Here is a 26942-nt window from a genome sequence, read left to right as displayed (position 1 = left end):
CGGAATCTCCGCGGCGGCCGGCGCCAGCGCCGGGGCCGATAGAATGTGCAGGCAGCAACATGTTCATGAGCCCGAAATGCTAGCAGACCCAACCCCCTCCCCGCTGGCCCAGCACTGGCGGCAACGCGACCTGCAGGTGCTGTGGCATCCGTGCACGCAGATGCGTGAGCACCCGCATACCCTGCCGCTGGTGCCGATCGCCCGTGGTGAAGGCGCATGGCTGATCGACCACGACGGCAACCGCTACCTGGACGCCGTCAGCAGCTGGTGGACCAATCTGTTCGGCCATGCCGAGCCGCGCATCGGCGGCGCCATCGCGGCGCAGGCCGGGCAGCTGGAACAGGTGATGCTGGCTGGCTTCGGCCATGAGCCGGCGATCACCCTGGCCGAGCGCCTGCTGGCGCTGGCGCCACGCCAGCCCGGCCGCGAGCCGCTGGCCAAGGTGTTCTACGCCGACAACGGCTCGGCCGGCGTTGAAGTCGCGCTGAAGATGGCCTTCCAGTATTTCCAGAACCGCGGCGAGCCACGGCGCACGCGCTTCATCGCGCTGGAGAACGGCTACCACGGCGAGACCCTTGGAGCGCTGGCGATGGCGGACATTCCGCTGTACCGCCGCGTCTACGCGCCGCTGCTGGCCGAAGGCCTGTTCGCGCCCTCGCCCGATGCCTACCTGGCCGAGCCGGGCCAGAGTGCGGCTGATCGCGCACGCCAGGCCGCTGATGGCCTGGCCACTCTGTTTGACCAGCATCCCGGCGAGATCTGCGCAGTGATCCTGGAACCGCGCCTGCAGTGCGCCGGCGGCATGCGCATGCATGACCCGGTGTACCTGCAGCGGGTGCGCGAACTGTGTGATGCGCACGGCGCATTCATGATCGCCGACGAGATCGCCACCGGCTTCGGCCGCACCGGCACCCTGTTCGCCTGCGAGCAGGCCGGCGTGATGCCGGACCTGATGTGCCTGTCCAAGGGCCTGACCGGCGGCTTCCTGCCGCTTGCCGCGGTGTTGGCCACGCAGGCGCTGTACGACGCCTTCCTTGATGACTCGCGCGAGCGCGCCTTCCTGCATTCGCACAGTTACACCGGCAACCCGCTGGCCTGTGCGGCTGCGCTGGCGACGCTGGACATCTTCCGCGACGGCGATGTGATCGCCCGCAACCGTGGCATCGCCTCGGTGATGGGCGCGCTGGCTGCGCCATTGAGCGACCATCCGCACGTGGCCGACGTCCGCCAGGCCGGCATGGTGGTGGCCTTCGAGCTGTCGCGGGATGGCAACAAGCGCACGCCGTTCGATCCGGCGCTGCGACTGGGCCTGCACGCCTACAAGGCTGCGCTGAAACGTGGCGTGGTGCTGCGTCCGCTGGGCGACGTGCTGTACTGGATGCCACCCTACTGCGTGGATGACGAACAACTGGAGCTGCTGGCACATACCACGCTGGCGGCGATTGACGAGGCGATTGCATGCGCGTGACCCGCTGCCCCATCGACCTGGCGCTGCACAGCGGCCAGACCGTGACCCTGCCGGAAGAGACGGCCAACCATCTGGTGCGGGTGATGCGCCTGCGCGAGGGTGATACCTGCGTGCTGTTCAACGGCGATGGCCACGACTACAGCGCCACGCTGACCGCCGCTGGCAAGCGCGAGGTGCAGGTGCGCATCGATGCGGTGCAGGCGGTGGACAACGAATCGCCGCTGGCGATCACTCTGCTGCAGGGCATTGCCCGAGGCGAGAAGATGGACCTGATCCTGCAGAAGGCCACCGAGCTGGGCGTGAGCGCCATCGTTCCGGTGAATGCCGAGCGCACCGAAGTGAAGCTGGATGCCGCGCGCGCGGAGAAGCGCGTAGCGCACTGGAACAACGTGGTGACCTCGGCCTGCGGCCAGTCCGGGCGCGCGCGCATTCCGCAGGTGGGCTCGCCGGTGGCATTGGCGCAGGCGGCGGCGACGCTGCCGGCCGATACGCTGCGGCTGACGCTGGACCCGCACGGTGCCCATCGCCTGTCGACGCTCGACGCGGCGCCGACCGGCGGCATCGTGATCGCGATCGGCCCGGAAGGCGGCTGGTCGCCGCGCGACCGGGATCAGCTGGCAGCGGCAGGATTCCAGGGCCTGCAGCTGGGGCCGCGCATCCTGCGCACGGAGACCGCCGGGCTGGCCGCGATCGCGGCATTGCAGGCGTGGTTGGGCGACCTGGGGTAAGGTTGATTGGTGGTAGTGCCGGCCGCTGGCCGGCATCCAAGGGATCATGAGGTTGCCGGCCAGCGGCCGGCACTACCGGGAACCCGACCGGCGGATTGCCGATCAGGTCGCCAGCGAATCCAGCGCGGCTTCCAGCGCATCCAGGTTCGGCAGCAGCGCGCTCTGCTCACCCAGCAGCACGCGCATGTGCACGATCTGCGGCAGGGTTTCCTCGGAAGCATCGGCCAGCAGGCCATCGCGCGGCACCGAGATCAACTGCGGGAAATTCTGCGTCAGCAGCGCGTAGTAGGGGCGCTGCGCGTTGCCGCTGAGGGCCTTCAGCACGACGACCTTGTTGTGGCCGCCCACGGCTTCCTCGCCCAGGCCGGAAAGGCGCGCGAACGACACCAGCGGCACCTGCCAGCCGTGCCAGCCGATTTCGCCGACCAGCCAGCGCGGGGCGTCGGAAACCGGCTGCACCGGCACCCGCGACATCATTTCGGCCACGGTGGCATTGGGCAGCAGCACGCGCTCGTTGCCGGCCTGGATCAGGACGCCGCGGATTTCGTCATTGCTGGCATAGCTCATGGTGCCTCTCCGTTATCGTCTTCCACGCCCCAGCGCGAGGCGATGGCCTGCGCCAGTTCCTGTGGCTCACCCGCCACCATGCCAGCGGCGACCACCGCCGTGGCTGCGGCAGGGTCATAGCAGCCCTCGCCGACCTGCCCGGCCACCCAGGCACCGGCGGCGGCCAGGTCCAGCGCCGGACCCACATGCGCAAGGTCGGCGCCGCTGAGCAGGACCAGCGCAGTGTGGTCGGCCGGCAGCCCGGCAATCGAAATGCCTTGCGCGTCGCTGACGAAATGCAGGCCGTCGCTGGCGGCCTGCACGCCGATGTCATCGGCCAGCACGTGCACTTCACCGGGTGTTGCACGCTGGCCGGCTTCGGCCAGCTGCACCGGCAGCGGCGACACCCGCGTCATCTGCTTGACCAGGTTGCCGTAGCGGCCACCGTCCAGGCGCATGTGCACCATCACCGGCACGCTCAGCGACGACGGCAGCGCACCGAGCAGACGGCGCAGCGCATCCGGGCCACCAATGCCGGCCAGCACCAGCAGCGAGCCGGCACGTGCGCCCGCAGGCGCCGCAGTGTCCAGGTCCACCAGGCTGAGGTGATCGGTATCGAAGGACGGCAGCGGGGCTTCCATCGCGGCGCTGTACCCGGTGGCTGCGGGTGCGTCTGCTACGTCCTCGACCAGCGACCACGCGGTGTGGTCGAAGGACACCGGCGGCGTTGCCGGTGTGGCAACCGGCTGCATCGGCGCTGCCTCCAGCGGCTCCGGCACCACCGGCTGCAGCGCGGCCAGTGCCTGCTCCAGCGCGATCGGTTCGTGCAGGTGCGCCGGTGGCGCATACAGGCTGTCCGCCGGCACCTCGTCGGCCCAGCTCAATGCCTGGTCCAGATGCGGCTGGAGCGCTTCTTCCCGTGGTGCCGGCGGCGGTGCCGGGTGACCCGGTTCCAGCTGCAGGGCGGGTTCGTCTTCCGCACCCGGCGGCAGCACCTGCTGGTGGCCGTGCAGCTTGGCGGCCAGGTGGCGGCCCCAGCGCTGTGCCTCCCAGCCATCACGGCGCGCCGCCAGCTCGGCTTCGTCGAAGACCAGGGTCAGGCCTGGTGCGGACAGCACCGCTTCAAGCCGCTCCAGAGCATCCTCGATGGCCGCTTCCAGCGCGATCACCACGAACTGTGGACGCGCGTCCTGCAGCAGCTGCGGCTCCAGGCCGTTGGGGTCGTCTTCCAGCACCAGCTGCACATCGGCATGCGACAACGCCTCGCGCAGGCGCTCGCGCGCCGCGCCAGGACGGGCCAGCAGGGCGACGGCCGGGGCCGCCTGGGCTTCACTCACGGACACGGGCGATCCCCAGCAGGTCGTACACGTTACGCATCAGGTCCAGCTCCTGGTACGGCTTGCCCAGGTAGCGCTGCACGCCGATCTCGAAGGCGCGCTGGCGGTGCTTGTCGCCGCTGCGCGAGGTGATCATCACGATCGGCACGTCCTTGTAGCGCGGGTCGGCACGCATCGCGGTGGCCAGGTCGTAACCATCCATGCGCGGCATCTCGATGTCCAGCAGCATCAGGTCGGGCACGCGTTCTTCCAGACGCTCCAGTGCTTCCACGCCGTCGCGGGCGACGCTGACCTCGAAGTTGTGGCGTTCGAGGATGCGCCCGGTCACCTTGCGCATGGTCAGCGAATCGTCCACCACCATCACCAGCGGCACCTGGCGCTCCTGGCGTGGCGCGTTGGCCAGCACCGGCAGCGTCGGGTTGGCGAGGAAGCGGCGCACCAGCGGCGCGACGTCCAGGATCACCACCACGCGGCCATCGCCGGTGATGGTTGCACCGTAGATGCCCGGCACCGACGCGATCTGCAGGCCGACCGGCTTGACCACGATTTCGCGGTTGCCCAGCACCTGGTCGATCGCGACAGCGGCACGCAGGTCACCAGCACGGACCAGCAGCAGCGGTACCTGGTCCTGGCCATCGGCACGCGCCGGGGCCTGCCCGACCAGGCTGCCGAGGTCGTACAGCGGATAGTCCTCGCCGCTGTAGCGGTAGCTGCTGTCGGCCGCTTCGAAACGCTCGCGCGACAGGCGGCCGATGCCACTGACCGATGCGACCGGCACCGCAAAGGTGGTTTCGCCGATCTGCACGAACACCGCCTGGGTGACCGCCAGCGTCTGCGGCAGGCGCAGGGTGAAGCGCACGCCCTGGCCACGCACTGACTGGATATCTACCGAACCGCCCAGCTGGCGCACTTCGTTGCGCACCACGTCCATGCCCACGCCACGGCCTGCCAGCTGGCTGACCTGGTCAGCGGTGGTGAAACCAGAGGCGAAGATCAGGTTGTCCAGTTCCTGCTCGTTCGGCTGCGCATCGGCAGCCAGCAGGCCACGGTCGATGGCGCGGCGGCGGATCGCCTCGCGGTCCAGGCCGGCGCCGTCGTCGGCCACTTCCAGCACGATTTCCGAGCCTTCGCGGTGCAGCCGGATGGCGATCTCGCCCTCCTCCGGCTTGCCGGCGGCGCGGCGCTGTTCCGGCGCCTCCAGGCCATGGGCCACGGAGTTGCGCAGCATGTGTTCCAGCGGCGCGACCATGCGGTCGAGGACGTTGCGGTCCAGTTCGCCGTGGGTACCTTCCAGGGTCAGGTGGACCTGCTTGCCGGTATCCATGCCGGACTGGCGGACCACGCGGCGCAGGCGCGGCACCAGACCGTCGAACGGCACCATGCGCGCGCGCATCAGGCCATCCTGCAGTTCCGAGCTTACGCGCGACTGCTGCTGCAGCAGGGAGTCGTACTGGCGCGACAGATCGTCCAGGACGCCCTGCAGGCCGCCAAGGTCGGCGGCGGACTCGTTCAGCGCACGGCTGAGCTGCTGCAGGGTGGAGAAACGGTCCAGTTCCAGCGGATCGAACTTCTGGTCCGCCTGGTCCTGCTCGCGCTGGTAGCGGGCGACGATCTGCGCCTCGGTTTCCAGGTCAAGTCGGCGCAGCTGGTCGCGCAGTCGCGCATTGGTGCGCTCCAGTTCGGCCATGGCACCACGGAAGGCACCCAGCTGCTGTTCCAGACGCGAGCGATAGATCGCCACTTCACCGGCATGGTTGACCAGGCGGTCGAGCAGGTCGGCGCGCACCCGCACCTGCTCCTGCTGCGGACGCGCCAGCGGATCTTCGTCGGCCACGCCTTCGGCCGGCAGTGGTGCCGACAGCGGGGCATCGGCCGGCGTCGTCAGCGGGCCCACAGCCTGTGCCGGCACGGCCTCGGCCTCGCTGGCCGCACGCGCGGCCGCAGCGGCCGCCGCGATATCGGTGGTGGTGCGGACCTCGAAGGCCTCCACCAGGTCCTGTGCAGGCGCCACCACGCGGTGGGCACCGGTCCGCGTCAGCAGCTGGTGCAGGCGGTCGAAGCCGCGCTCCAGCAGCTGCACGTCGCGGCGTTCGATCTCGGTGCGGCCGGCCGCCACGGCTTCCAGCAGGGATTCGATGCTGTGGCCAAGGTCGCCGATGGCATTGATGCCGGCCATGCGTGCGCCACCCTTCAGGGTGTGCAGGTCACGCTGCAGGCCGGCCAGCACCTCGCGATCCTGAGGCGCATTGCGAAGCTCGCTGATCAGGCCATCGCAGTGGTCGAGCAGGTCCTTGCCTTCCTCGACGAAGATGTCGACCAGTTCGCGGTCGTACACGCTGAAGTCGAGCGCATCGGCGCCATCCGCGGTGTCTTCCAGGGTGGAGGCTTCATCGTGGAGCGGCGCCCGCTCTCCGGCGTCGGCCTCGGCAGGTTCGGCATCGGCGTCGGCCGTGCCCTGCCCCGGCGCTTCTTCCAGTTCGAAGAACCGCACCGGCTCGGCGGTGGCCTGCAGTGCTTCGGCAGCGCTCACCTCGTTCACCGTCGCCGGGGACGGCTGATCGGCGCTCTCTCCTTCGCCGACCGCCGCCTCCCCGCCGACGTCCGCATCCTCGGCAAAGGCTTCCGCCTCGCCCGGCGCGAGTTCGCTGGCCTGGAGGCCGAGCACGGGCCATTGCCCGTCGTCGTCCAGGGTCTGCTCTTCTTCGATCACGTGCAGGCCGGCCTCGAGCGCGGCTGCCAGCGTGACCGGTTCTGCAAAACCCGGCGCAGCCATTTCATCCTGCAGGCTCGACAGCCCGCTGTCGAGTGGCAGTGCAGCAGCGGCGTCAATGACGCTGTCATCGCCACTGCCCGAATCAAAGGACAACGACGTATTCAGGTCGATCGCGCCAACTTCCGCAGGCACCGGCCGTTCTTCCGCGTCGCGGTCATCCACCGGCAGCGCACTGGCGTCGAGGTAGGGCGACAGATCGTCGGCCATGGTCAGATCAGCGTCGTCGACCGTCGCGATCGTGGGCACGGCATCTGCTTCGGTCACTTCGACAACAGGCGCACTCTCGACCGGCTGGATCGATTCAATCGCGCCGGTGTCCGCCACGGCAGGTTCACCTTCGCCCGGCACCGACGGCCAGCCGGCGTCGAAGTAACGCGAAAGATCGTCGCTGGCGGTCAGCTCGCCCACGTCCAAGCCGCTATCGGCCGCGATGTCCAGCGTCTGCGGGTCGGTTGCAGCTGGAACCGGCTCCAGCGCATCTTCGGCAAGCGGCTGCGGCTCGGCAATGAGATCGGGCGCCACATCGAAAGCGGACGCCATGCTGGTTTCGTCCAGCGTGTCCAGCCCAGCCAGCGGCGCTTCCGCTTCGGATGCCTGCCCGGCATCAGGCGCCAGCTCGATGCCCTCTTCATCCTCGTCCTCCAGCCCGACCATCGGCCAGCGCGCTTCCGGCAGTTCACCGGCCAGCGCCTGCAGGCGCTGTACCAGCGCTTCCTGTGGCGTGATGCGCGGCTGCTCGGCCTGCAGCGCTTCCATGGTCGCGGTGATCGCCTGCGCGGTCGCATCCAGCGCAGCCACGCCCTCGTCGCCCGGCACCACGTCTGCAGCCAGCGCGCGCTTGATATAGGACTCGGCACCGCCGGTAACGGCAGTGATTTCCGGCACTTCGGTCATCGCGAAGGCGCCGTTCATGGTGTGCACCGCGCGCAGCAGCGCGTCGCTGACCGGCTGCGGCGCCTGCTGCGCCGAGCGCAGCCAGTCCTGCAGGGTCGCCTGGTGGACTTCCACTTCGGCTTCCAGGATCTCGCGCAGCACGCTGTCGATGTTGGCCGGCGTGCCCAGTGCTTCGGGCGCCGGGTCCGCATCGGCTTCAGCCTGCACCGACGCCATTGCTTCGGCTTCGAGGATGCGGCTGATCTCGTCCTCGCCATCGGCTTCGACCACCGGTGCGGCGGGAGCGGCCGCAACCGGCAGCGGTACGTAATAGGTTTCCTCACCCGCGCCAACGCGATCGGCAATGGCCTGCATCGCCTGCAGGTCCACGCTGATCCGCTGGCCATGACGCAACGCGGCGTTCAGCTGCGGCAGCGCGGCATGCGCGTTGTCGACCATGGCCAGCACGGCTGGCGTCGCCGGGCGGCTGCCGTCGAGCACGCGGTTGAGCATGCCCTCGATCTTCCACGCGAATTCGCCCAGGGTGCGTGCACCGACCAGTCGGCCACTGCCCTTGAGCGTATGGAAGATGCGGCGGATGGGACGCAGACGGTCCATGTTGTCCGGCTGCATGCGCCATGCCGGCAGCAACGTTCCGAGGTTGGCCAGTTCGTCGTCGAACTCTTCCAGGAACACCTCGCGGATGTCCTCGTCGATGTTCTCGGCATCGTCGTCGAAGCCGGCCTCGAAGCCGGCGTCTGCATCTTCCGCGCTGCCCACGGCGACTGGCGCTTCCGCATCGGCCGGCGTCGGGGTCGCCTGCGGATTGAAGTCCGCGGCGGCAGCGCTCAGCTCGACAAAGAACTGCGCGTCGGCTTCGCTGAAATCAATCGGTGCGATGGTGTCGATGTCGATCATCGACACCGCCGCTGCCGGCACATCGGCAAGCGGTGCCGGCGCTTCCACCGGCACATCCACAGGGGTGATGTCCGGCTCTGCGGCAGCCGGGCTCTCTTCCACCACCGCAGGGGCAGTGGCATCGATGCTCTCCAGCGACGGATGCAGCCCGGCAGCGTCCTCCAGCGACAATGCCTCCATCGCATGCAGCGACAACACGTCGTCGGCATTGTCCAGCGCATCGGCATCGAAACGGAACACGACGTCGTCACTTGCAGAAACCGCGTCATGTTCGGCGGCCACCGGGTCGAACCCCGGTGCGGCATGCGCGCCGGTCTCGATGGACAGCGAGGCGTCGGCGGCGTCCTCTACGTCCAGGCCGGTTGTCGCATTGGACTGCACTGGCAGAGCCGCCTCCGACAGCGTCCAATGGGCGGCGGCGCCCTGCCCTGCATCGAGCTGTTCGAAACTGACCGGATCGAAGCTGGCAAACGTCGGACTGCGCTCATCGTCCGCTGGAGCGGGCGGATCGGTCTCAGGATGGAACGGTGCCAGATCCCATTGCGGGACCTCGGGTGCAGGTGCACTGGAGGCGGCAAAGACCAGCGGTGCATCCGACTCGTCACGCAGCGATAGTGGCGCGGAGGCGACGGATCCCAGCCCACCGAACATCAAGCTGTTGTCCGCCGCTGCAGGCGAAGGCGTGGCCGGTGGCGGATCGAAGGTGAAGTCCGGCAGCGGTACCGGCACCTCACCGGGTGCCGGCGCGGCCGACTGTACCGGGATCTCGATGTGCTCTGGCTGCAGTGCCTCGCCCTGCAGCACGACCGGCTCACGCTCGATCGACTGCGGCACGGACGCTGCCGGCTCAGCCGCATCGTGGTCCGGCAACGGCCAGTAGCGCAGCGCCTCAAGGCTGCTGCGGGTGATGTCGAGGATGTCCTCGCGACCCGGACGACGGTCGCGCAGGGCTTCCAGGTAGTACTCCAGGCTGGCCATGGCGTCGGCCAGCGTGTCCAGCTGGCGGCCACTCGGCACGCGCTGGCGACCGATCAGCTCGGCTTCGATGTACTGCTGCACACCGCGCAGGTAATCGGCGGCGGTACCCAGGTCGAGCATGCGCAGCGCACCGGACACATCGCCCAGCAGGCGCGGCACGTCGTGCAGCTCGGCATGGTTCCAGCTGGTTTCAATGAACGCGACGAAGTGCTCGCGCGCGGCGGCGAAGTTGGCGATGGCCTCGTGCGCCAGCACCTCTACCGTGCGCCGGTTCTCCACTGCGCTCGGATCGTCCTGGCCACTGCCGCCGGCGCCCAGGTGGGCGACCTGGTCATCCAGCGACGCATCCACGTAGAGCAGCGCCCCGGCGATATCCAGCAGCAGGTTTTCGTCGATCTGCTGGCGGCCCTCGACCACGCCACGCAGGGCATCACGTTGCTGCACGACCACGCCGCGGGCCACGCCCAGGCCCATCATGCCCAGCGTATCGGCGACCGCACCGAGCTCGTTGGCCTGGGTCTGCAGTTGCTCCGGCGCACCGCCGGTACGCAGGTGCAGGTCCAGCGCATCCTTGATGCGCAGCAGTTCTTCCTTCACTGCACTGCCCACGGTATCGAGCAGCTCGCGGTTGCGCCCGCTCAGGCTGCCACGGGCATGGTCCAGCTCGGCCTCGGTGGCGGTGACGCTGTCCGGTGCGAATGCCAGCAGCACGCTGTCATGTACGCCCTCTTCGCCACGTGCGGCACGGATCTCGTTCAGCAGCGGCATCAGCACGATCGGGATGTCACGGTGACCGTTCTGCAGGCGCTCCAGGTAATCGGGCAGCAGCACGCTGCCACGCATCAGGGTCGCGCAGGCTTCATCCCGATCGGCCACGCCACCGGCGCCAATGGCATTGGCCAGCTGTTCCAGCTCCTCGGCCACCATGGCCGGGGCGTACAGCTCGACCATGCGCAGGGTGCCCTGCACCTGGTGCAGGTAGCCGGCGCAGATGCGCATGCGGCTGGCGTCGGTCGGGTCTTCCGCGTAGTACTCGACTTCGTTGCGCACCTGGCGCAGGGTCTCGTCCAGCTCGGGCTTGACCCAGCCCAGCGCTGCGTGGCTCATCGCATCGCGCAGACTGCTCATGGACGCGCTCCGTTCGCCGCCGCGCGGAAGCCGCGCGAGTTCTGGCGTGGGGAATGGAAATGCTTCATCGACTGGTTCCTTGCTCGCCGCCCTGCCCGCGTCACGCCGGCAGCTTGAAGTCGGCGACCGAACGACGCAGGTCGGCCGCCAGCTGCGCGAGGTGGCCGATCGATTCGGCGGTCTGCCCGGCACCCTGCGAGGTCTGGCCGGTGATCTGCCGGATCACGCCCATGGTGCGGGTGATGTCCGAGGCCGCGGCCGACTGCTGCTGGGCGGCGATGGAGATGTTCTTGATGAGGGTGTTCAGTGCATTGGACACGCGCTCGATCTCGGTCAGCGCGGTGCCGGCATCCTCGGCCAGGCGTGCACCGGACACCACTTCGGCGGTGGTCTGTTCCATCGAGGTGACCGCTTCGTTGGTATCGGCCTGAATGGCCTGCACCAGGTTCTCGATGCGTCGGGTCGCGCCGGAGGTACGTTCTGCCAGGCGCTGCACTTCGTCGGCCACGACCGCGAAACCGCGACCCGCTTCACCGGCCGACGCCGCCTGCACTGCCGCGTTCAACGCCAGGATGTTGGTCTGTTCGGAAATGTCGTTGATCAGTTCCACGATCGAGCCGATTTCCTGCGACGACTCACCCAGGCGCTTGATGCGCTTGGAGGTTTCCTGGATCTGGTCACGGATCTGGTCCATGCCCTGGATGGTCTCGCGCACCACGCCGGCACCTTCGGCGGCGATCACCACCGAACGCTGTGCCACGTCGGCCGACTCGGCCGAGTTGCGCGACACCTGTTCGATGCTCGCCGCGATTTCGCCGATGCGGTCCGACGCCGAGGTGATCTGGTTGGCCTGGTGGCCCGCCGCCTCTGCCAGCTGCATGGCGGTGGCCTGGGTTTCCTGGGTGGACAGCGCGACCTTGGCCGAGGTGTCGTTGATGGTGGTCACCAAGTGGCGCAGCTCGTCGACGGCGTAATTGATCGCGTCGGCGATGGCGCCGGTCATGTCCTCGGTCACCGAGGCCTTCACCGTCAGGTCGCCCTCACCCAGCGAGGAGATTTCGTCCAGCAGCCGCATGATCGCCTGCTGGTTGCGGCTGTTGAATTCCACCTGGGTCTGGTAACGCAGTTCCTGCTCGCGCGAGCGGCTGCGCACGTTGGTGGAAACGAAGCCGATGATCGCGATCAGCGACAGCGCACCGGACACCACACCGATCCAGAAGTTCGGGAACAGGCGGGTGTCAGACACCGAGCCGAACGAGGAGAACGCGTCGAACAGCTTGCGGCTGTCATCCAGCATGTGGGCCGAACCCTGGCCCAGCGCGGTGGCGGCGGACTGCGCCGCGAACAGCTGGCGCGAGCTGGCCAGGATCGCGTCAGCGTCCTGCTTCATCGCTTCCCACTTCTGCTGCGACTGCTCCAGTGCGGCGACGGCGGCGGCACCGCGCACGGCGGTGATGCCCAGTTCCTCGTTGCCGTTGCGCAGGCCGTCGAGCACCTGCGAGAACACGGTGATGTCGCGTGCCAGTGCATCGCCGGACGTCGCTGCGGCGCTGCCACCGGCGCGCATTTCGGTCACGCGACGGGCCATGGAGCCGGCCACCACCACCTGCTGCAGGGCGCTGTACACCTGCGACGACGGCGCGCCGGAGGCCGACATCGCACGCACCAGCTCGTTCAGCTGGGCCTGCAGGCCCGGCACCGCGCCGGTGAAGTTGTTGGCATTGCCGGCCAGCGCCAGCACCGCCGGTTCGCTGGCGACCAGCTGCCCGGCCTGCTTGCCCAGCGGCGCCCAGGTCTCGCCCAGGGTGGCGATGGCACCGGACACGCCCGGCTCCTTGCCGTAGCGCCCCTGCAGTGTCGACACGTTCTGTTCGATCGCGTTGCGGGTCGCCTTGAAGGCGGTGAACGCCTGCGCGTTGCCGCCCACCGCGTCACGGCCCTGGTTGGCCAGCTGCTGCGACAGCACCTGCAGGTCGGCCGCCTTGGAACCGGCATCGGCCAGGCGACTGCCCTGCCAGGTGGCGACGCCGGTGTTGACGCCGAACAGGATCATCGATGCCAGCAGCAGGAACAGCCAGAGGTTGCTGCCGCCCAGCCGCAGCTTGCCGGTCTTGGTGGCGTCCGAAGCAGTACTCATCGTTCAACCTCGATCTTCAATGCAGGGGGCGATGCCCGGCCTCAGGCCGCGGCTTGCCGGAATTCAGGGGTACGCGACAGCAGCGAGAGGGAGAACACGCCCCAGTCGTGGCCGTCGGCGTGGAAGGCGCGATCGACGAAGTGGCCGTAGCGCCCTTCGGCCAGCGTGCCGGCCGCGATCTGCTGGTCCAGTTCAAAGCTGCGCTGGCCGAACAGTTCATCGATGGTCAGGGCGACGTCGCCGCCGGCCTGGCGCATGATCAGCACGCGCTGGCCTTCCTGCTGCACGGTACGCGTGCCTTCCAGGAAGTACTTCAGGTCGACCACCGGGAACAGGTTGCCGCGCAGATTGCCCACGCCCAGCAGCCACGGCTGCGCGCACGGCACCGGGGTCACCGGCGGCATCGGCACGATTTCCACCACTTCGCGGAAATCGGACACCAGCCGGCGCTGGCCGACGCGGTAACCCACGCCACGCCAGAGGTCCTGGGCGAACTGCCGCTCGGGCAGCTGCACCGCATGGGCCAGGCTGCGCCGTTCGTAGGCTTCGAGAATGTCGAAGGGCGAGCGCATCAGGCCACCAGTTCGTTGATCCGCGCGATCAGTTCATCCTCGCGCGGCGGCTTGACGATGTAATCGGCCGCGCCCTGGCGCAGGCCCCATGCCTTGTCGGTTTCCATCGCCTTGGTGCTGACGATGATCACCGGGATGTGCTTGATCGCCGCATCACGGGCCATCGCGCGGGTGGCCTGGAAACCGCTCATGCCGGGCAGGACCACGTCCATCAGCACCAGCTGCGGCACCTGGTCGCGGACCAGCTGCAGTCCATCCTCGGCATTGTCCGCCTCCAGCACCTCGTGGCCGGCACGGCGCAGCCACTGGGTGAACACCGCGCGGTCGGTCGGTGAATCCTCGATCAGAACGATACGAGCCATTGTGCCTTTCCCCCCTGGTCAGGCGTTGACGTATGTGCGGATGGCACCCAGCAGTTCTTCACGCGTGAAAGGCTTCGTCAGGTACTGCTCCGAGCCGACGATGCGTCCCCGCGCCTTGTCGAACAGGCCATCCTTGGACGACAGCATGATGACCGGGGTCGCCTTGAACAGCTGGTTGCCCTTGATCAGCGCACAGGTCTGGTACCCGTCCAGGCGCGGCATCATGATGTCGACGAAGATGATCTGCGGCTGCTGGTCTGCGATCTTCGCAAGCGCTTCGAAGCCGTCGGTGGCGGTGACCACCTCGCAGCCTTCGCGCTTGAGCAGCGTTTCCGCAGTCCTGCGGATGGTCTTCGAATCATCGATGACCATCACCCGGAGTCCTGCGAGTTCCCCGCCCGCAGTCGTGTTTTCAGTCATTGCCTATCCCCAAGCGCACGGCCCGATCTCTGGCGGGGGCCGCTACGAAAGCGTATCTATATCGCACTTTCCGCGCCCGCTTCAAGGCCGCCCCATGGCGCGGGGCATGGCACCCTCCTGAACGTGACGGGTTTCGCAATGCGTGCGCGACCGCCGGGCGGACGCTGCGTTGCAGGACGGCGGGGAGGCGCGCGAGCGGCGTTGCCGCTACCATCAACGCCTTGCCTGACAGGTGCGCCCATGCCGTTGAACGTCATCGTGGTGATGGATCCCATCGCCCACATCAAGATCGCCAAGGACACCACCTTTGCCATGCTGCTGGAAGCCCAGCGCCGCGGCCATGCCCTGCACTACGTGCGCCCGGGCGGCCTGGCCCTGGAGGGTGGCGTAGCGGTGGCCCAGACCGCGCCGCTGCAGGTGCGCGACGACCCGGCCGGCTGGTATGAGCTGGGCGCGTTCAGCCGCACCGAGTTCGGCCCCGGCCAGATCGTGCTGATGCGCAAGGACCCGCCGGTCGACGCCGAATACATCTACGACACCCAGGTGCTGGACGTGGCCGCAGCGGCTGGCGCCTGCGTAGTCAACAACCCGCAGGGCCTGCGCGACTACAACGAGAAGCTGGCCGCGCTGCTGTTCCCCCAGTGCTGCCCGCCGACCCTGGTCAGCCGCGACGCGAAGGTCTTGAAGGCCTTTGCGCTGGAGCACGGCCAGGCCGTGCTGAAGCCGCTGGACGGCATGGGCGGCCGCTCGATCTTCCGCAGCGGCCAGGGCGATCCGAATCTGAACGTGATCCTGGAAACCCTGACCGACGGCGGCCGCAAGCTGGCGCTGGCCCAGAAGTTCATTCCCGACATCACCGCCGGCGACAAGCGCATCCTGCTGGTCGATGGCGAACCGGTGGACTACTGCCTGGCGCGCATCCCGCAGGGCGATGAATTCCGCGGCAACCTGGCCGCCGGCGGCCGCGGCGAAGGCCGCCCGCTGAGCGAGCGCGACCGCTGGATCGCCGCCCAGGTCGGCCCGGAGATGAAGCGCCGCGGCATGCGCTTCGTCGGCCTGGACGTGATCGGCGATTACCTGACCGAGGTCAACGTGACCAGCCCGACCTGCGTGCGCGAACTGGACTCGCAGTACGGCCTGAACATCGCTGGCACCCTGTTCGACGCACTCGAGGCCGGCCTGCGCTGATGTCTGCCGCACCTGCCGTCCTGCCCCCGCCGCCGCGCGAAGCGCAACGGCTGGGGGCGACCATCGCGCTGTCGGTGCTGGTCCACGCCCTGCTGATCCTGGGCGTGGGCTTCGCCGTGAAGGGCGATGCGCCGCTGGTGCCGACACTGGAAGTCATTTTCAGCCAGACCCGCACCGCGCTGACCCCGAAGCAGGCCGATTTCCTGGCCGCGGCCAATCAGGAAGGCGGTGGCGAGCACGACCGCGCACAGCGTCCGCGCGACAACCAGGCCGGCATCGTGCCGCAGGCCCAGTCCGGAATCAGCCCGGTTCCACAGCAGCAGCAATCGGCCGCGCCGGTTCCGCCGCCACAGGCACGGGTGGTCAGCAGCCGCAATGGCGAAGAGGTGGTGGCGCAGGCGCAGTCCCGCCCCACGCCGGATCAGCCCGAACCGGATGCGCCCTTGAGCGCACGCGAACAGCGCGACGTGGAGATGGCGCGGCTGGCTGCCGAAGTACATCTGCGCTCGGCGCAGTACGCCAAGCGCCCGAACCGCAAGTTCGTGTCGGCCAGCACGCGTGAGTATGCCTATGCCAATTACCTGCGCGCCTGGGTCGACCGCGCCGAGAAGGTAGGCAACCTGAATTACCCGGATGAGGCGCGGCAGCGCCGCCTCGGCGGCCAGGTAGTGATCAGCGTGGGCGTGCGCCGCGATGGCAGCGTGGAGAGCAGCCGGATCCTGCGTTCGAGCGGGACGCCATTGTTGGATGAGGCCGCCCTGCGGGTGGTGCAGCTGGCCCAGCCGTTCCCGCCATTGCCGAAGACCGAAGACGAAATCGACATCCTGCAGGTCACCCGTACGTGGGTGTTTCTGCCGGGCGGCACCCTGCACGACGACCGGTAGGGTTTTGTTGCCCGGGCCTGCGGCCCGGGACCCGCTGGAGGCAACAGCAACAACTGAAGCAACAGCAACAGCGGCGGTTGGGCTGTGGGTTTGGCGGGGCGGTGTGGGCTTGCAGGACACGCCGTAAACCCGTCCCTGGGGGCTCGATGGCGCCATCCATGGCGCCAACGGTCCTGCAAGCCCACACCGCCCCACCTCTGACAGATCGCGGCGCATCACGTCCCGCTCCGCTGTTGATAGGTGTCGACCTTGGTCGACACATATCCACGCTACGTGTGGATGCGAGCGAAGCGATCCGCTTTTGACTTTGATTCTCTTTTTTGATTTTCCGTGGCGGACGCACACGGAAACTGTCAGAGGCCGGGCGGGTGGGCTGCGCAGGGGCGTGAGCCGCATGGATGCGGCGACCGAGCTTACAGGGACGTACTTGCAGCGCCCCCTGCGCAGCCCACCCGCCCGGCCAAACCACGGCTTTTGATCTACGCGACCAATCCCGCCACGAGGGGCTCAGCCGTTGGCCTTCGCCTTCGCCTCGCGCGCGGCCTGCTGCTCGACCAGGGTCAGCGCCACATTGTCACGCAGGTACGCCGGCTCGACCTTCTCCGGTGCAATGGCTTCGCCGCGAGCGAACGCCGGCACCGCCAGTGCCAATACATCCGACGCCCGCGGCAGCGCCGTCGCATCAAAGCCGCGCAGGCCGGTGCCCAGCTGGGTCACCAGTGCCCCCTCGGCTGCACCGAAACCGGTGCCGACACCGTAGGCCGACATCCCTTCCGGCAGCGCAACCGCAGCGGGTGCGCACACGCGCTCGGCATCGCGTGCCACCGGCAGGCCGTCTACACGTTCGAAGCGCGCGACGTACAGCTCGCCCATCCGTGCATCGATCGCCGACAGGATCTGCGTTTCGTCCGCCGGTGCCCGCAGCGCCAGCACCTGCAGCGTCGAGACCGGCAGCAACGGCCGATCCAGTGCCAGCGCAATGCCTTGCGCGATGGCGATCGCCAGGCGCACGCCGGTGAACGCACCCGGGCCGCGGCTGAGCGCGATACCGTCCAGCTGGCGGCGGCTGATGCCGGCTTCGGCCAGCAGCGCCTCCGCCCACGGCAGGCTCAGTTCGGCATGCCGGCGCGGGGAGATCTCGAAGCGTTCCAGCACCTGCCCATCGACATGCAGGGCAACGGAACAGGCTTCGGTGGCGGTTTCAAAGGCGAGCAGTTTCATCGGATCGGGTCAGAACAGGGGGAACGTGGCACCGGGCGCCGGCTCGGGGCCGGTCGCAACGGCGGCCGGGGCAGCCGCATGATCGGCCACGGGCGCCCATTGTGGCGTAAAGAAGGCCTGCACATCGGCCAGACTGCGGGTACGGCGGAATGGCGGCAGTGAATCGAGGAAGACCCGGCCATAACCACGGTTGAGCAGGCGCGGGTCGCACAATACCAACACACCACGGTCGCTCTCACTGCGGATCAGGCGACCGACGCCCTGTTTCAGCGCAATCACCGCCTGCGGCAGCTGCTCATCGCGGAACGGATTGCCACCCTGGCTGCGGATCGCCTCCAGCCGTGCCTCGTACACCGGATCGTCCGGCGCCGCGAACGGCAGCTTGTCGATCATCACCACGCTCAGCGCCTCGCCCACCACGTCCACGCCCTCGCGGAAACTGGCCGAGCCCAGCAGCACGCCATTGCCCGATTCGCGGAAGCGCTGCAGCAGCGTCGCGCGCGGCGCCTCGCCCTGCACGAACAACGGCCATGGCCCATCACGCAGTGCCTCGGCGGCCTCGCGCAATGCACGGTGCGAGGCAAACAACAGGAATGCCCTGCCCTGGGAGGCCTGCAACACCGGCCGCAGGGTCTGGATCAACGCAGTACCGAAGCCCCGCGCAGCCGGATCAGGCAGGCCTTCGGGCAGGTAGCACAATGCCTGCTCGGGCCAATTGAACGGACTCGGCTGGACCAGCGTGTGCGGATCGTCCAGGCCCAGGCGGGTGGCGATGTGGTCGAAGCCACCGCCCACGGTCAGCGTCGCCGAGGTGAAGATCCATGCCGCGCGACTGCGTTCGCGATGCTCACGCAACGGGCCGGACACATCCATCGGCGTGCGCTGGCAGCGAAAACCACGTGGCGTGAGCTCGTACCAGAGCACATCAGCGGCAGTGGCGGTTTCCGCCGGGTCGGTATCGAAATCGAGGGCAGGTTCGTCATCGCCCAGCCAGCGGCTGAGCCGCGAGACCGCTTCGCGCGCCCGTGCATGGCAGGCATCCAGGCCCGCCGCGGCTTCGCGCAGCGGCTGCAGTGCCTGCTCCAGCGTCACCAACCCCGCCATCACCGTATCGAATCCATCGCGCACCTGCGGCATCGCCAACGCGCGCCATTGCGTGCCACGCGGCGGCAGTCCCTCCATCGCCGAACGCAGGGCCAGCAGCGCCTGCTGCAACTGGTCGACCGGTTCCTGCAGCGCGGACTGCGCGCCGCCGACGCCACGCGCTTCGGCCAGGCAGTCGCGGCCCAGTTCCTGCCACGGGCGCATGCCGAAACCTTCGCCGAAGAACTGCGCGGCCAATTCGGGCAGCTGGTGTGCCTCGTCGATGACGAAGGCCTGCGCCCCCGGCAGCAGTTCACCGAAGCCATCCTGCTTCAGGGCCAGATCGGCCAGCAGCAGGTGATGGTTGACCACCACCACATCGGCCGCCTGCGCACGCTGCCGCGCGCGCACCACGAAGCAGTCATCCCAGAACGGGCAGTCGGTACCCAGGCAGTTGTCGACAGTGGAAGTGACCATCGGCAGCAGCGGCGAATCATCGGCCAGGCCTTCCAGTTCGGCGATGTCACCGAACTCCGAACGACCGGACCAGGCCAGGATGCGCTGGAACTGCGCCGCCTGTTCGGGGCTGGAAAAACGCGGCTCGCCGCGCGCCTGCTGCAGGCGATAGCGGCACAGGTAGTTCGCGCGCCCCTTCAGCAGCGCACTGCGCAGGCCGACACCCAGCGCCTGACGCACCCGTGGCAGATCGCGGTGGTAGAGCTGGTCCTGCAGCGCGCGGGTTCCGGTGGAAATGATGGTACGCAGCCCGGACAGCAGCACCGGCACCAGGTAGGCAAAGGTCTTGCCAGTGCCGGTACCGGCCTCGGCCAGCAGCGGGTCACGCTGCTGCAGCGCATCGGCGATGGCTTCGGTCAGGTGCAGCTGTGCCGGACGCGGGACGAAGGCATCCAGGTGCGAGGCGAGCGCGCCGCCGTCGCTGAGGGCTTCGCGGCTGGCATGGACAAGGTCGGACATCAGAGGGAAAGGATACCCGGCCGGGCGCTGCCCGGCACCCGTTTCAAGCCAGAGCGCAGGCAAAGGCAACAGCAACAGCGTGGTTCATGGCTCTGGGTTGCTGCGTGTTTGGCGGGGCGGGAGGGGCAGGCAGGACACGCCGTAAACCCGTCCATGGGGGCTCGATGGCGCCTTGCTCGTGTGCGCTGTCCTGCGCACACGGCAAGACCGGGGTTGGGCGTCCTGCCCAACCCGCCCGAGGCGTGCCTCGGGCCCATGGCGCCAACGGTCCTGCCTGCCCCTCCCGCCCCGCCTTCGACAGTTTCCCGGTGACGGATGGACGTGCTTCGTGGCGTCGCGCTTGCTCGACTGGATTCAGAAGCGGTGGGTCGAACGGAAACAAGAAGGGGTCGAGTGCGCGCAGCGCGCGACCCGCTTTTGATTTTCTTTTTCTTTTCCGTGGCTGGACGCACACGGGAACTGTCAGAGGCCGGGCGGGGTGGCTTCGCGGGGGTGTCCGCGGCATGGATGCCGCGGCCAAGCCCCCAGGGACGGTTCACGGCGTCCCCCGCGGACCCACCCCGCCCGGCCAAGCGCGGCTTTTGCTTTACGCGGCCAAGCAGCCAGCCACGAGGGGCTGTTCCGTTGGCTGAAAACTCAGTACCGCTTGATCCCCGGCACCGTGCAGCCTTCCAGCTGCGCATGCGCCGACACCGCATTCTCCTTCTCGCCCCGCGCCAGGCGAGACTGCTCGATCGTCGCCCAATGCCGGCGGCACAGCGGCCCTGTCTTCGAGCCCAGGTCGACCGCCTTGCGCGCGAACGCCTCCGCCTGCGCCCACTGCCCCTGCAGCAGCGCCAGCTCGGCGCGCTCCTGCAGCACCGCCGGGTCGCCGGCGACGATTTCCAGCGCGTGGTCCAGGCTGCTGGCGGCACCGGCCAGATCGTTGGCTTGGCGTTGCGCCTGCGCGGTCACCCGCAGATCTTCCACCTGCGAGTCACGCAACGGCTGCACCGACAGCTCCTTGTCATCCGGGCCAGCGGCTGCGTCAACTGCGGCCAGGCGCTGCGCCGGCGTGGTGGTATCGACCGGTTTGACCACCGGCGGTGCACTGCTCACGCAGGCGGCCAGGGACAGGCTGAGGCCGGTCAGGGCCAGGGGCTGCAGCAGGGATCGCATGTTCATCGGCATCATCGGCTCGGGGGAGGAGTGGCAGCGGGCGTCGCGGCAGGTTCGGCAGGCACTTCCGGCTTGCGGTCCAGGCCGAACCAGCTGCGCCAGCCACCACCCTCGCCTTCGGCCTCACCCTGCCCGTCCGGCGACACCGCCGGTGCACAGGGCGCATAGGCCGGCGCATAGCCGACCACGAACGGGAAGCGGCGCGCTCCCGGGCAGCCTTCGTCGGTCGTGTTGAGGCCGCTGGCGGCCACCGACTGCCAGTCCAGGCCCTTGTTGCTGACCCGCAGCGGCGCACTGGGAAGACGCTGGAAGATACCCGACCAGACCCGCATCGCGCCGGTAGCACCGTACAGGCCAGCCTGCTCGTTCTGGTCGTTGCCGATCCAGATCACCGCCAGGTGATCCCCGGTGTAACCGGCATACCAGCTGTCACGACCATCATTGGTGGTACCGGTCTTGCCGGCCGGCTGCAGGCGGCTGAGGCCATCGGCGTTGAGCCGCTGCGCGGTGCCGCTGGCAACCACCTGCTGCAGGCCGACACTGATCAGGTTGGCGGCAATCGAATCGCCTTCCTGGGCCGGTGCCGGGGTCTTGTCGTAACGCTTGAGCAGCTTGCCCTGCGGATCGAGCACGCCACGCACCGCATGCAATGGCTGGATTTCGCCACCGGACGCGAGGAACTGGTACAGCTGTGCCATCGCGTATGGGCTCTGGTCGGTCGAACCGAGGATCACCGCCGGATTCGCTTCGGCCTTGATGCCGGCCAGCACGTGGATCAGCTGGGTCACACGCTCGGGGCCGACCTGCATGCCCACGCGCACCGTGGCCTGGTTGTAGGAATGCGCCAGCGCGTCGATCAGGCGCACGGTGCCGTGGCTGCGGTTGTCCGCGTTGCCCGGGCTCCAGTTGCGGCCACGGCCGAGCTGCACCGTCACCGGCGAATCGTCGACCCAGCTGGCCAGCGAGTAGCGGTCCGGCTGCGCCAGCGCCAGCAGGTACACGAACGGCTTCAACAGCGAGCCGACCGGGCGCTGTGCTTCGATCGCTCGATTGAACCCCACCTCGGACACCTCACGGCTGCCGATCACCGCCAACACGTCACCGTTGTGCACGTCGGTCAGCACCATGCCGGCCTGCAGTTCGGGACGGCGCTTGCTTTCCAGCGACTTGATGGTGCGGGTCACCGCGCCTTCGGCATAGGCCTGCGCAGACGGCGACATGCCGGTCATCACGCTCAGGCCGGCGCCCTGCAGCGCCGATTCCGGATAGTCATGGCCGAGCTGGCGGCGAACCAGGTCCACATAGGCCGGGAAGCGGTTGGCCGCCACCAGGCCCGGCGTCTTGGGCACGCCCAGCGGCGCCTTCAACGCACGCTGGTACTCGGCATCGTCGATCAGCGTCGCCTCATGCAGCTTGCCCAGCACGAAATTACGGCGATCCAGCGCGCGTTCCGGGTTGCGCCGCGGATCGTAGTAGGACGGGCCCTTGACCAGGCCGATCAGCAGCGCGATCTGCTCGGTTTCCAGCGATTGCAGGTCACGGCCGAACCAGAACTCGGCGCCGGAAGACATGCCGTGGATGGCCTGGCTGCCGCGCTGCCCCAGGTACACCTGGTTGAGATAGGCCTCGAAGATGGTGCGCTTGTCGTAGCGCGCCTCCATGATCAGCGCGTACAGCACTTCGTTGAATTTGCGGGTGACCGTCTGTTCCTTGCCGATCCCGAGCAGGCCGCTGCGGGCCAGCTGCTGGGTCAGCGTGGACGCCCCCTGGCGACTCTGGCCACCGGAACGGACCGTCACCCACACCGCGCGCGCGATGCCGGACAGATCGATGCCGTGGTGACGGTTGAAGTCCTTGTCCTCCACCGCCTGCAGGCCGGTCACCAGCAGGTCCGGCGCCTCGTCCATGCGGATCAGGCGGCGTTCTTCCTGCTTCTGCCCGTACAGGGTGGCAATACGCGCCGGGTCCAGGCGCGCAGCCTTCAGCGCCTTGCGGTTGTCGGCATCACGCAGCGACGCGACCGCACCGTCTGCCAGCGACAGTTCCAGCCGACGCGGTGCGACGCGGCCATCCACATCGTTGTAGCCACGGCTGGAAATGACAAAGCGCCCGCCGTTCACCGCATAGGTCGCCGGCTCCTTGCCCTGCCCGTCATCGCGGTAGGCGGATGCGGCGAGTTCGGTCTTCAGGGTCGCCGCGTCCATCGCCTTGCCGGGTGTGAGCACCAGCGGCCGCGCATATACCCGGGTCGGGATCTGCCAGCGCAGTTCACCGAAGCGCTGGGTCACCTGTTGGTTCAGGTACAGCGTATAAGGGATCAGGAAGCCCAATCCCAACGCGACCGCAGCCATGCTCCAGGTGATCAGGCGACGCCGCCACAGCGGGCTGTCGTCCTGCTGGTCGTCGTCGAAATCGTCGATGTCGTCGGAATCGTAGCGTCGGGGCACGGGCATGCAGGCAGGTAGGGTCTGGCGAGTCTAACGCAGGCGCCGCGGTGGCTGGCAGGCGATGGCCCGCGGTTTCACTGCAGTTCAAGCAGCGCGCGGCGCCCGCCACCCGGCCCACGCACCCGCAAGCGCTGCCCAGCCCCCTTTCCAGCCGCCCCCCGCCAGGCAGACGTTGGCCAGGCGTGCGATCAACCGCGGCGCATCATGGGCGATCCAGCCTGCCGGCACATCCACGCGGCGATACAGCTGCAGGCGCGACCAGGCCATGCGCCAGGCGAGCGCGTGAAGTCCCTGGAAGCGCTCCGGCGCCACCACCACGCCGCGCTGCCCCAGCAGATCGGCCAGGGCCAGCAGGCGCCCGGCCGTGCGCTGGCGCGCCTGTGAATCGAACAGATCGAGATGGCGCAGGCGTTGCAGGAAACCGCGGCGACTGGCACCGATCTGGTTGTTGCCATGCTGCCGGTAGTCGATGGTCGGTTCGGCCAGCATGTCCAATCCTCCACGCAGCGATGCGTGGACCGCCAGCCATTCGTCGTGGCTCCAGCCCGGCGGGACCGGCAGCGATCCGGCCAGCAGCCCGCGGCGCAGCGCACAGGTGGCACCGGTGATGAAGTTGCGCAGCAGGATCGCGTCGATCGCAAGGCCCGAGCGTTCCAGCTCGACCTCGGCCGGATGGACCACCAGTACCTCCAGCAGCCGCTGGCCAAGCGGCGCGCCCTGCGCGTCCACCAGCCATGCATCGCTGTGCAGCAACAACAGGCCCTGATCGGCCTGGAAGCGCTCCACATAGCGGCGGACACGCCCCGCATGCCAGACATCATCCTGGTCGCACAGGAACAGGATGTCGGCCTGGCAACGCATCAGTGCATCGGCGAAATTGCGCACATAGCCGAGATTGCGCGCGTGCTGGACGATCTCGACACGGATGCCCAGCGCCTGTGCACGCGGCACGAAGGCCTGCAGCAGCTGCAGCGTCTGGTCGCTGGAACCGTCATCGCCGATCATGACTTCGTTCACCGGAAGATCCTGGTCGAGGATGCTGTCCAGCTGCGCCTGCAGGTAGCGCGCACCGTTGTAGGTGCACAGCGCGACGCCAATGCGCTCGGCAGGGGCCGATCGGGATGGCGCGTCAGGCATCGAACGTACTCGCGGAAACAAGGGCCGGGGGATGGTAGCAGAGCCCCCAAAGAGGATGGATACGGTGGCTGGCTAGCCGTTGCCGGGATACGCAGCGATCCGCTGCACGGCCTGGGCCGCGCTCATCGGTCGCCACGTGTCCGCGTCGGGCTGGAACGGCCGCGGATGTACGTCCAGCAGCGCCTGCAGCGGGCCATTGTCCGCAATCAGATCCTGCTGCAGGCGTGACACCGGACCACGCGCCCGCGGCAGCACCGCGGCCAGGCCCCGCAGTGCCGCGCCCGGCAACGGCAGCGCCAATGTCGGCTGTGCCAGGCTGGCGTGCACGCGGCGGAACATCGCGTGATAGGGCAGGCGCTCGCCACCGCCGATTTCCAGCACCCGTGCCGACGCTGCACCGGTGGCGATGCAGGCCACCACGGCGCGGGCGATATCGTCGGCATGCACCGGTTGGCGCAGGCCTCCCACCAGCGGAATCGGAAACAGGCGCAGACGCAGCGCACGCTGCACGATCGGGGTGATGCTGCGGTCGATGCCGGCCCCATAGATCAGGGTCGGCCGCAGGATCGTCCAGCCCATGCCAAGACGCTCGGCCTGCGCGATCAGGCCCGCTTCGCCCCGCTGCAGCATCGCCACGACGTCCTGCTCGTCGGCCTGCTCGGAATTCTGCTTGCTCAGCACGCTCATCGAACTGGTGGCGATGACCTGCCGCGCGGGGGCCGCCGTCTGCCGCGACAACCACTGCGCCAATGCTTCAAGGGGGCCGAAGCTGGCAATCGCCTGCCAGTCCGGAGACGGCACGCTGTCCAGCGCAGCTGCCAGGTCCCCGCACAGCCACTGCACGCCGTCCTGTGCCGGTTGCGGTTGCCGGCTCACCGCCTGTACCCGCCCATGCGCCTGCACCAGGCGCGGCAGCAGGAACCGGCCGATCTGGCTGGTGGCTCCGGAAACAAGGACGGTCATCGGCACTCCGTGGGGATGTTGCGAGGGGTGGCTACTATAGCGGTCCCTCCGGCAGCGGCGGGCTCAGGGCGACGACACCCCGATGTCGCGCAGGCGCTGCCGCAACTGCTGGTACTCGCTGCTGGAAGTGCCGACGCCAAGCTCGCCCGCCTGCTGGAGCGCACGTTCGGCAAAGGCGACATCTCCGTTGCCCAATCGTTCGCTGCCAATCGCAATCCAACGCTGCGCGAGGCGCTGGCGGGCCGCAGGCAGGCCGCCAGCGGTGGGAGACAACGTCTGCCAGGCCTGCAGGCAGGCACCTGCAGCCTGCACCCGGTTCTGCCGGAGGTTGTCGTCGAAACAACGGCGACTGGCAGGCAGCAGGCGCGCGGCCGCGGCCTTCACCCGTGAATCGCGCGGTGCCAGCGCCTGTGCTTCGCGAAGGGCATCGAATGCGCTGTGCCCCGGCGGGCTGATCCATTGGCCTGCGCGCTCGGCGCGTTCGATCCGGCGCAGGTGATCGCGCAGCTCGCGTTCACGCTGCGCGTTGCTCACTGCGGGCTGCTGCAGTGCCTCCCGGGCCTGCCGTGCACGCTGCAGGCGCTGCACCAGTTGCTGTCGTGCCGCCTGCGAAGCGCCCAGTGCTTCGGCCAGCACGGCATCACGCTGCGCCGCCTCGAACTGGAAATCGTCGGCCTGGATCTGGCTTCGCGCCAGCACCGCCTGCAGCACCTGCTCGCGGCCCCGCTGGGCAGTGGGATCGTCCGGCGCCACCGCCAGCACGGCCAGGAACCCCTTTGCGGCACGTTCCAGCTGCTGTCGCTGAAGTGCGCGCTGTGCCTGCCGCAAGCGCTCGTCGACCGCCCGTGCCAGGGCCTCCTGGCTGGCGGGAAGATCGGCGTGGCCTGCATCGAACAGGCGCGCGCGCTGCAACGTCGCAGCGGCTTCAGCCAGTTCCCCGCGTCCGGCCAGCGCGCGCGCATGCTGCAGCAGATCGCTCAGTGCATCCTCGCGCCCCTCCAGAGCGGGCAGGTTGTCCGGCTGCAGTGCCAGGATGCGCTGGAACAGCGGCAACGCACTGCTGTCGCCATCGTCCAGCCGGCCGGCCGCGAACGCATTGCGGGCCTGGGCCAGCAACGCGCCGATACCGGCGCCGGCGCTACGCCGCGCCTGCAGTTGGCGGGCCACGGCGTCGGCGTCGCCCTGCGGCACCTGCAGCTCGCGGGCCAGCGCCAGTGACTGCGCGCTGCCCTCCAGATCGTCGCCCTGCAGCTTGTCGCGGGCCTGCTGCAATGCTGCCGCGGCGGTTCGTGCAAGGCCCTGCCGCGCCTGCGGCCGATCGCCATCCAGTGCCAGCACCGCCTGGTAGCGCTCCCGCGCACCACTGCCGTCGGCCGCACTCAGCCGGCCGGCGGCGAGCGCGCGATCGCCTTCGACCAGCAGCTGATCGATCTGCGGCTCGTCCCAGAACCAGTCGGCCAGCGGCTTGCGCAGCAGCACCAGCAGCACGAACACCGCCAGCGCCGCGACCAGCGCCCATCGCCAGACCCGCCGCGCATGACGTGCCTGCAGCCACCACCAGCGGCCTTCGCGGCGGACGCGATCCAGCGCAGGGTGTTCAGCGCCATGCGGGCGATGCGGGGGCTCGCGTTCCATGCGTGCAGGGT

General features: G+C 68.7%; 18 protein-coding genes. 4 read left to right on the top strand and 14 right to left on the bottom strand.

Going from position 1 to position 26942, the window contains the following annotated elements:
* The first annotated feature begins 76 nt into the window (after nt 1-76).
* The gene (gene bioA, locus H4O10_RS07965; protein WP_049454212.1) at nt 77-1468 is read left to right on the top strand and encodes an adenosylmethionine--8-amino-7-oxononanoate transaminase; all 1392 of its coding nucleotides are present in this window, start codon (nt 77-79) and stop codon (nt 1466-1468) included.
* Nucleotides 1459-2196, top strand: coding sequence for a 16S rRNA (uracil(1498)-N(3))-methyltransferase (locus tag H4O10_RS07960; RefSeq protein ID WP_033833435.1), 738 nt, complete (start codon nt 1459-1461; stop codon nt 2194-2196). Before bioA ends, H4O10_RS07960 begins: the two co-directional genes overlap by 10 nt.
* Before the next feature lie 102 nt (nt 2197-2298).
* Here the strand turns inward: H4O10_RS07960 and H4O10_RS07955 are convergent, their stop codons facing one another.
* The 7 genes from H4O10_RS07955 to pilG all read right to left on the bottom strand — a co-directional run bounded on the left by H4O10_RS07955 (nt 2299) and on the right by pilG (nt 14240).
* Nucleotides 2299-2763: a chemotaxis protein CheW gene (locus tag H4O10_RS07955; protein ID WP_033833436.1), complete on the bottom strand. Its 465-nt coding sequence runs from the start codon at nt 2761-2763 to the stop codon at nt 2299-2301.
* Nucleotides 2760-4085, bottom strand: a complete 1326-nt coding sequence (locus H4O10_RS07950) for a chemotaxis protein CheB (protein WP_049453773.1) — start codon at nt 4083-4085, stop codon at nt 2760-2762. The genes H4O10_RS07955 and H4O10_RS07950 overlap by 4 nt, the downstream gene beginning before the upstream one ends.
* The gene (locus tag H4O10_RS07945; RefSeq protein WP_049453771.1) at nt 4072-10749 is read right to left on the bottom strand and encodes an Hpt domain-containing protein; all 6678 of its coding nucleotides are present in this window, start codon (nt 10747-10749) and stop codon (nt 4072-4074) included. The genes H4O10_RS07950 and H4O10_RS07945 overlap by 14 nt, the downstream gene beginning before the upstream one ends.
* Nucleotides 10750-10849: 100 nt before the next feature.
* Nucleotides 10850-12886 carry a methyl-accepting chemotaxis protein gene (locus H4O10_RS07940; RefSeq protein WP_005410715.1) on the bottom strand — a complete coding sequence of 679 codons (2037 nt, stop codon included), beginning with the start codon at nt 12884-12886 and terminating at the stop codon, nt 10850-10852.
* A 41-nt stretch (nt 12887-12927) separates the two neighbouring features.
* Nucleotides 12928-13458, bottom strand: a complete 531-nt coding sequence (locus tag H4O10_RS07935) for a chemotaxis protein CheW (RefSeq protein WP_005410716.1) — start codon at nt 13456-13458, stop codon at nt 12928-12930.
* Complete coding sequence (locus H4O10_RS07930; protein WP_005410717.1) at nt 13458-13820, bottom strand: response regulator; 363 nt, start codon at nt 13818-13820, stop codon at nt 13458-13460. Before H4O10_RS07930 ends, H4O10_RS07935 begins: the two co-directional genes overlap by 1 nt.
* 18 nt (nt 13821-13838) lie before the next feature.
* The gene (pilG, locus tag H4O10_RS07925; protein ID WP_005418455.1) at nt 13839-14240 is read right to left on the bottom strand and encodes a twitching motility response regulator PilG; all 402 of its coding nucleotides are present in this window, start codon (nt 14238-14240) and stop codon (nt 13839-13841) included.
* 240 nt (nt 14241-14480) lie between these two features.
* On the opposite strand from pilG, the gene gshB reads away from it, so the two are divergent.
* Nucleotides 14481-15428, top strand: coding sequence for a glutathione synthase (gshB, locus tag H4O10_RS07920; protein ID WP_049404563.1), 948 nt, complete (start codon nt 14481-14483; stop codon nt 15426-15428).
* Nucleotides 15428-16312: an energy transducer TonB gene (locus tag H4O10_RS07915; RefSeq protein ID WP_005410719.1), complete on the top strand. Its 885-nt coding sequence runs from the start codon at nt 15428-15430 to the stop codon at nt 16310-16312. The genes gshB and H4O10_RS07915 overlap by 1 nt, the downstream gene beginning before the upstream one ends.
* Nucleotides 16313-16819: 507 nt before the next feature.
* Here H4O10_RS07915 and tsaB read toward each other — a convergent pair.
* The 7 genes from tsaB to H4O10_RS07880 form a co-directional block, all read right to left on the bottom strand.
* Complete coding sequence (tsaB, locus tag H4O10_RS07910; protein ID WP_049452986.1) at nt 16820-17533, bottom strand: tRNA (adenosine(37)-N6)-threonylcarbamoyltransferase complex dimerization subunit type 1 TsaB; 714 nt, start codon at nt 17531-17533, stop codon at nt 16820-16822.
* Nucleotides 17534-17542: 9 nt separating this feature from the next.
* Nucleotides 17543-19591: an ATP-dependent DNA helicase gene (locus H4O10_RS07905; RefSeq protein WP_049452989.1), complete on the bottom strand. Its 2049-nt coding sequence runs from the start codon at nt 19589-19591 to the stop codon at nt 17543-17545.
* A gap of 636 nt (nt 19592-20227) precedes the next feature.
* Complete coding sequence (locus tag H4O10_RS07900; protein WP_049404693.1) at nt 20228-20764, bottom strand: hypothetical protein; 537 nt, start codon at nt 20762-20764, stop codon at nt 20228-20230.
* Complete coding sequence (gene mrcB, locus H4O10_RS07895) at nt 20761-23196, bottom strand: penicillin-binding protein 1B (protein WP_049453541.1); 2436 nt, start codon at nt 23194-23196, stop codon at nt 20761-20763. Before mrcB ends, H4O10_RS07900 begins: the two co-directional genes overlap by 4 nt.
* Nucleotides 23197-23280: 84 nt before the next feature.
* Nucleotides 23281-24333, bottom strand: coding sequence for a glycosyltransferase family 2 protein (locus tag H4O10_RS07890; RefSeq protein ID WP_088470542.1), 1053 nt, complete (start codon nt 24331-24333; stop codon nt 23281-23283).
* 72 nt (nt 24334-24405) lie between these two features.
* Nucleotides 24406-25296 carry an NAD-dependent epimerase/dehydratase family protein gene (locus H4O10_RS07885; protein ID WP_005414259.1) on the bottom strand — a complete coding sequence of 297 codons (891 nt, stop codon included), beginning with the start codon at nt 25294-25296 and terminating at the stop codon, nt 24406-24408.
* 63 nt (nt 25297-25359) lie between these two features.
* Nucleotides 25360-26931, bottom strand: coding sequence for a hypothetical protein (locus H4O10_RS07880; RefSeq protein ID WP_049453538.1), 1572 nt, complete (start codon nt 26929-26931; stop codon nt 25360-25362).
* Nucleotides 26932-26942: the final 11 nt, after the last annotated feature.

It is taken from the genome of Stenotrophomonas sp. I18B00994 (genome assembly GCF_014145825.1).
In the GTDB taxonomy this organism is placed as follows: domain Bacteria; phylum Pseudomonadota; class Gammaproteobacteria; order Xanthomonadales; family Xanthomonadaceae; genus Stenotrophomonas; species Stenotrophomonas maltophilia.
Note: the sequence above shows the minus strand (reverse complement) of the source record. Positions and strands in the feature narration are given on the sequence as shown.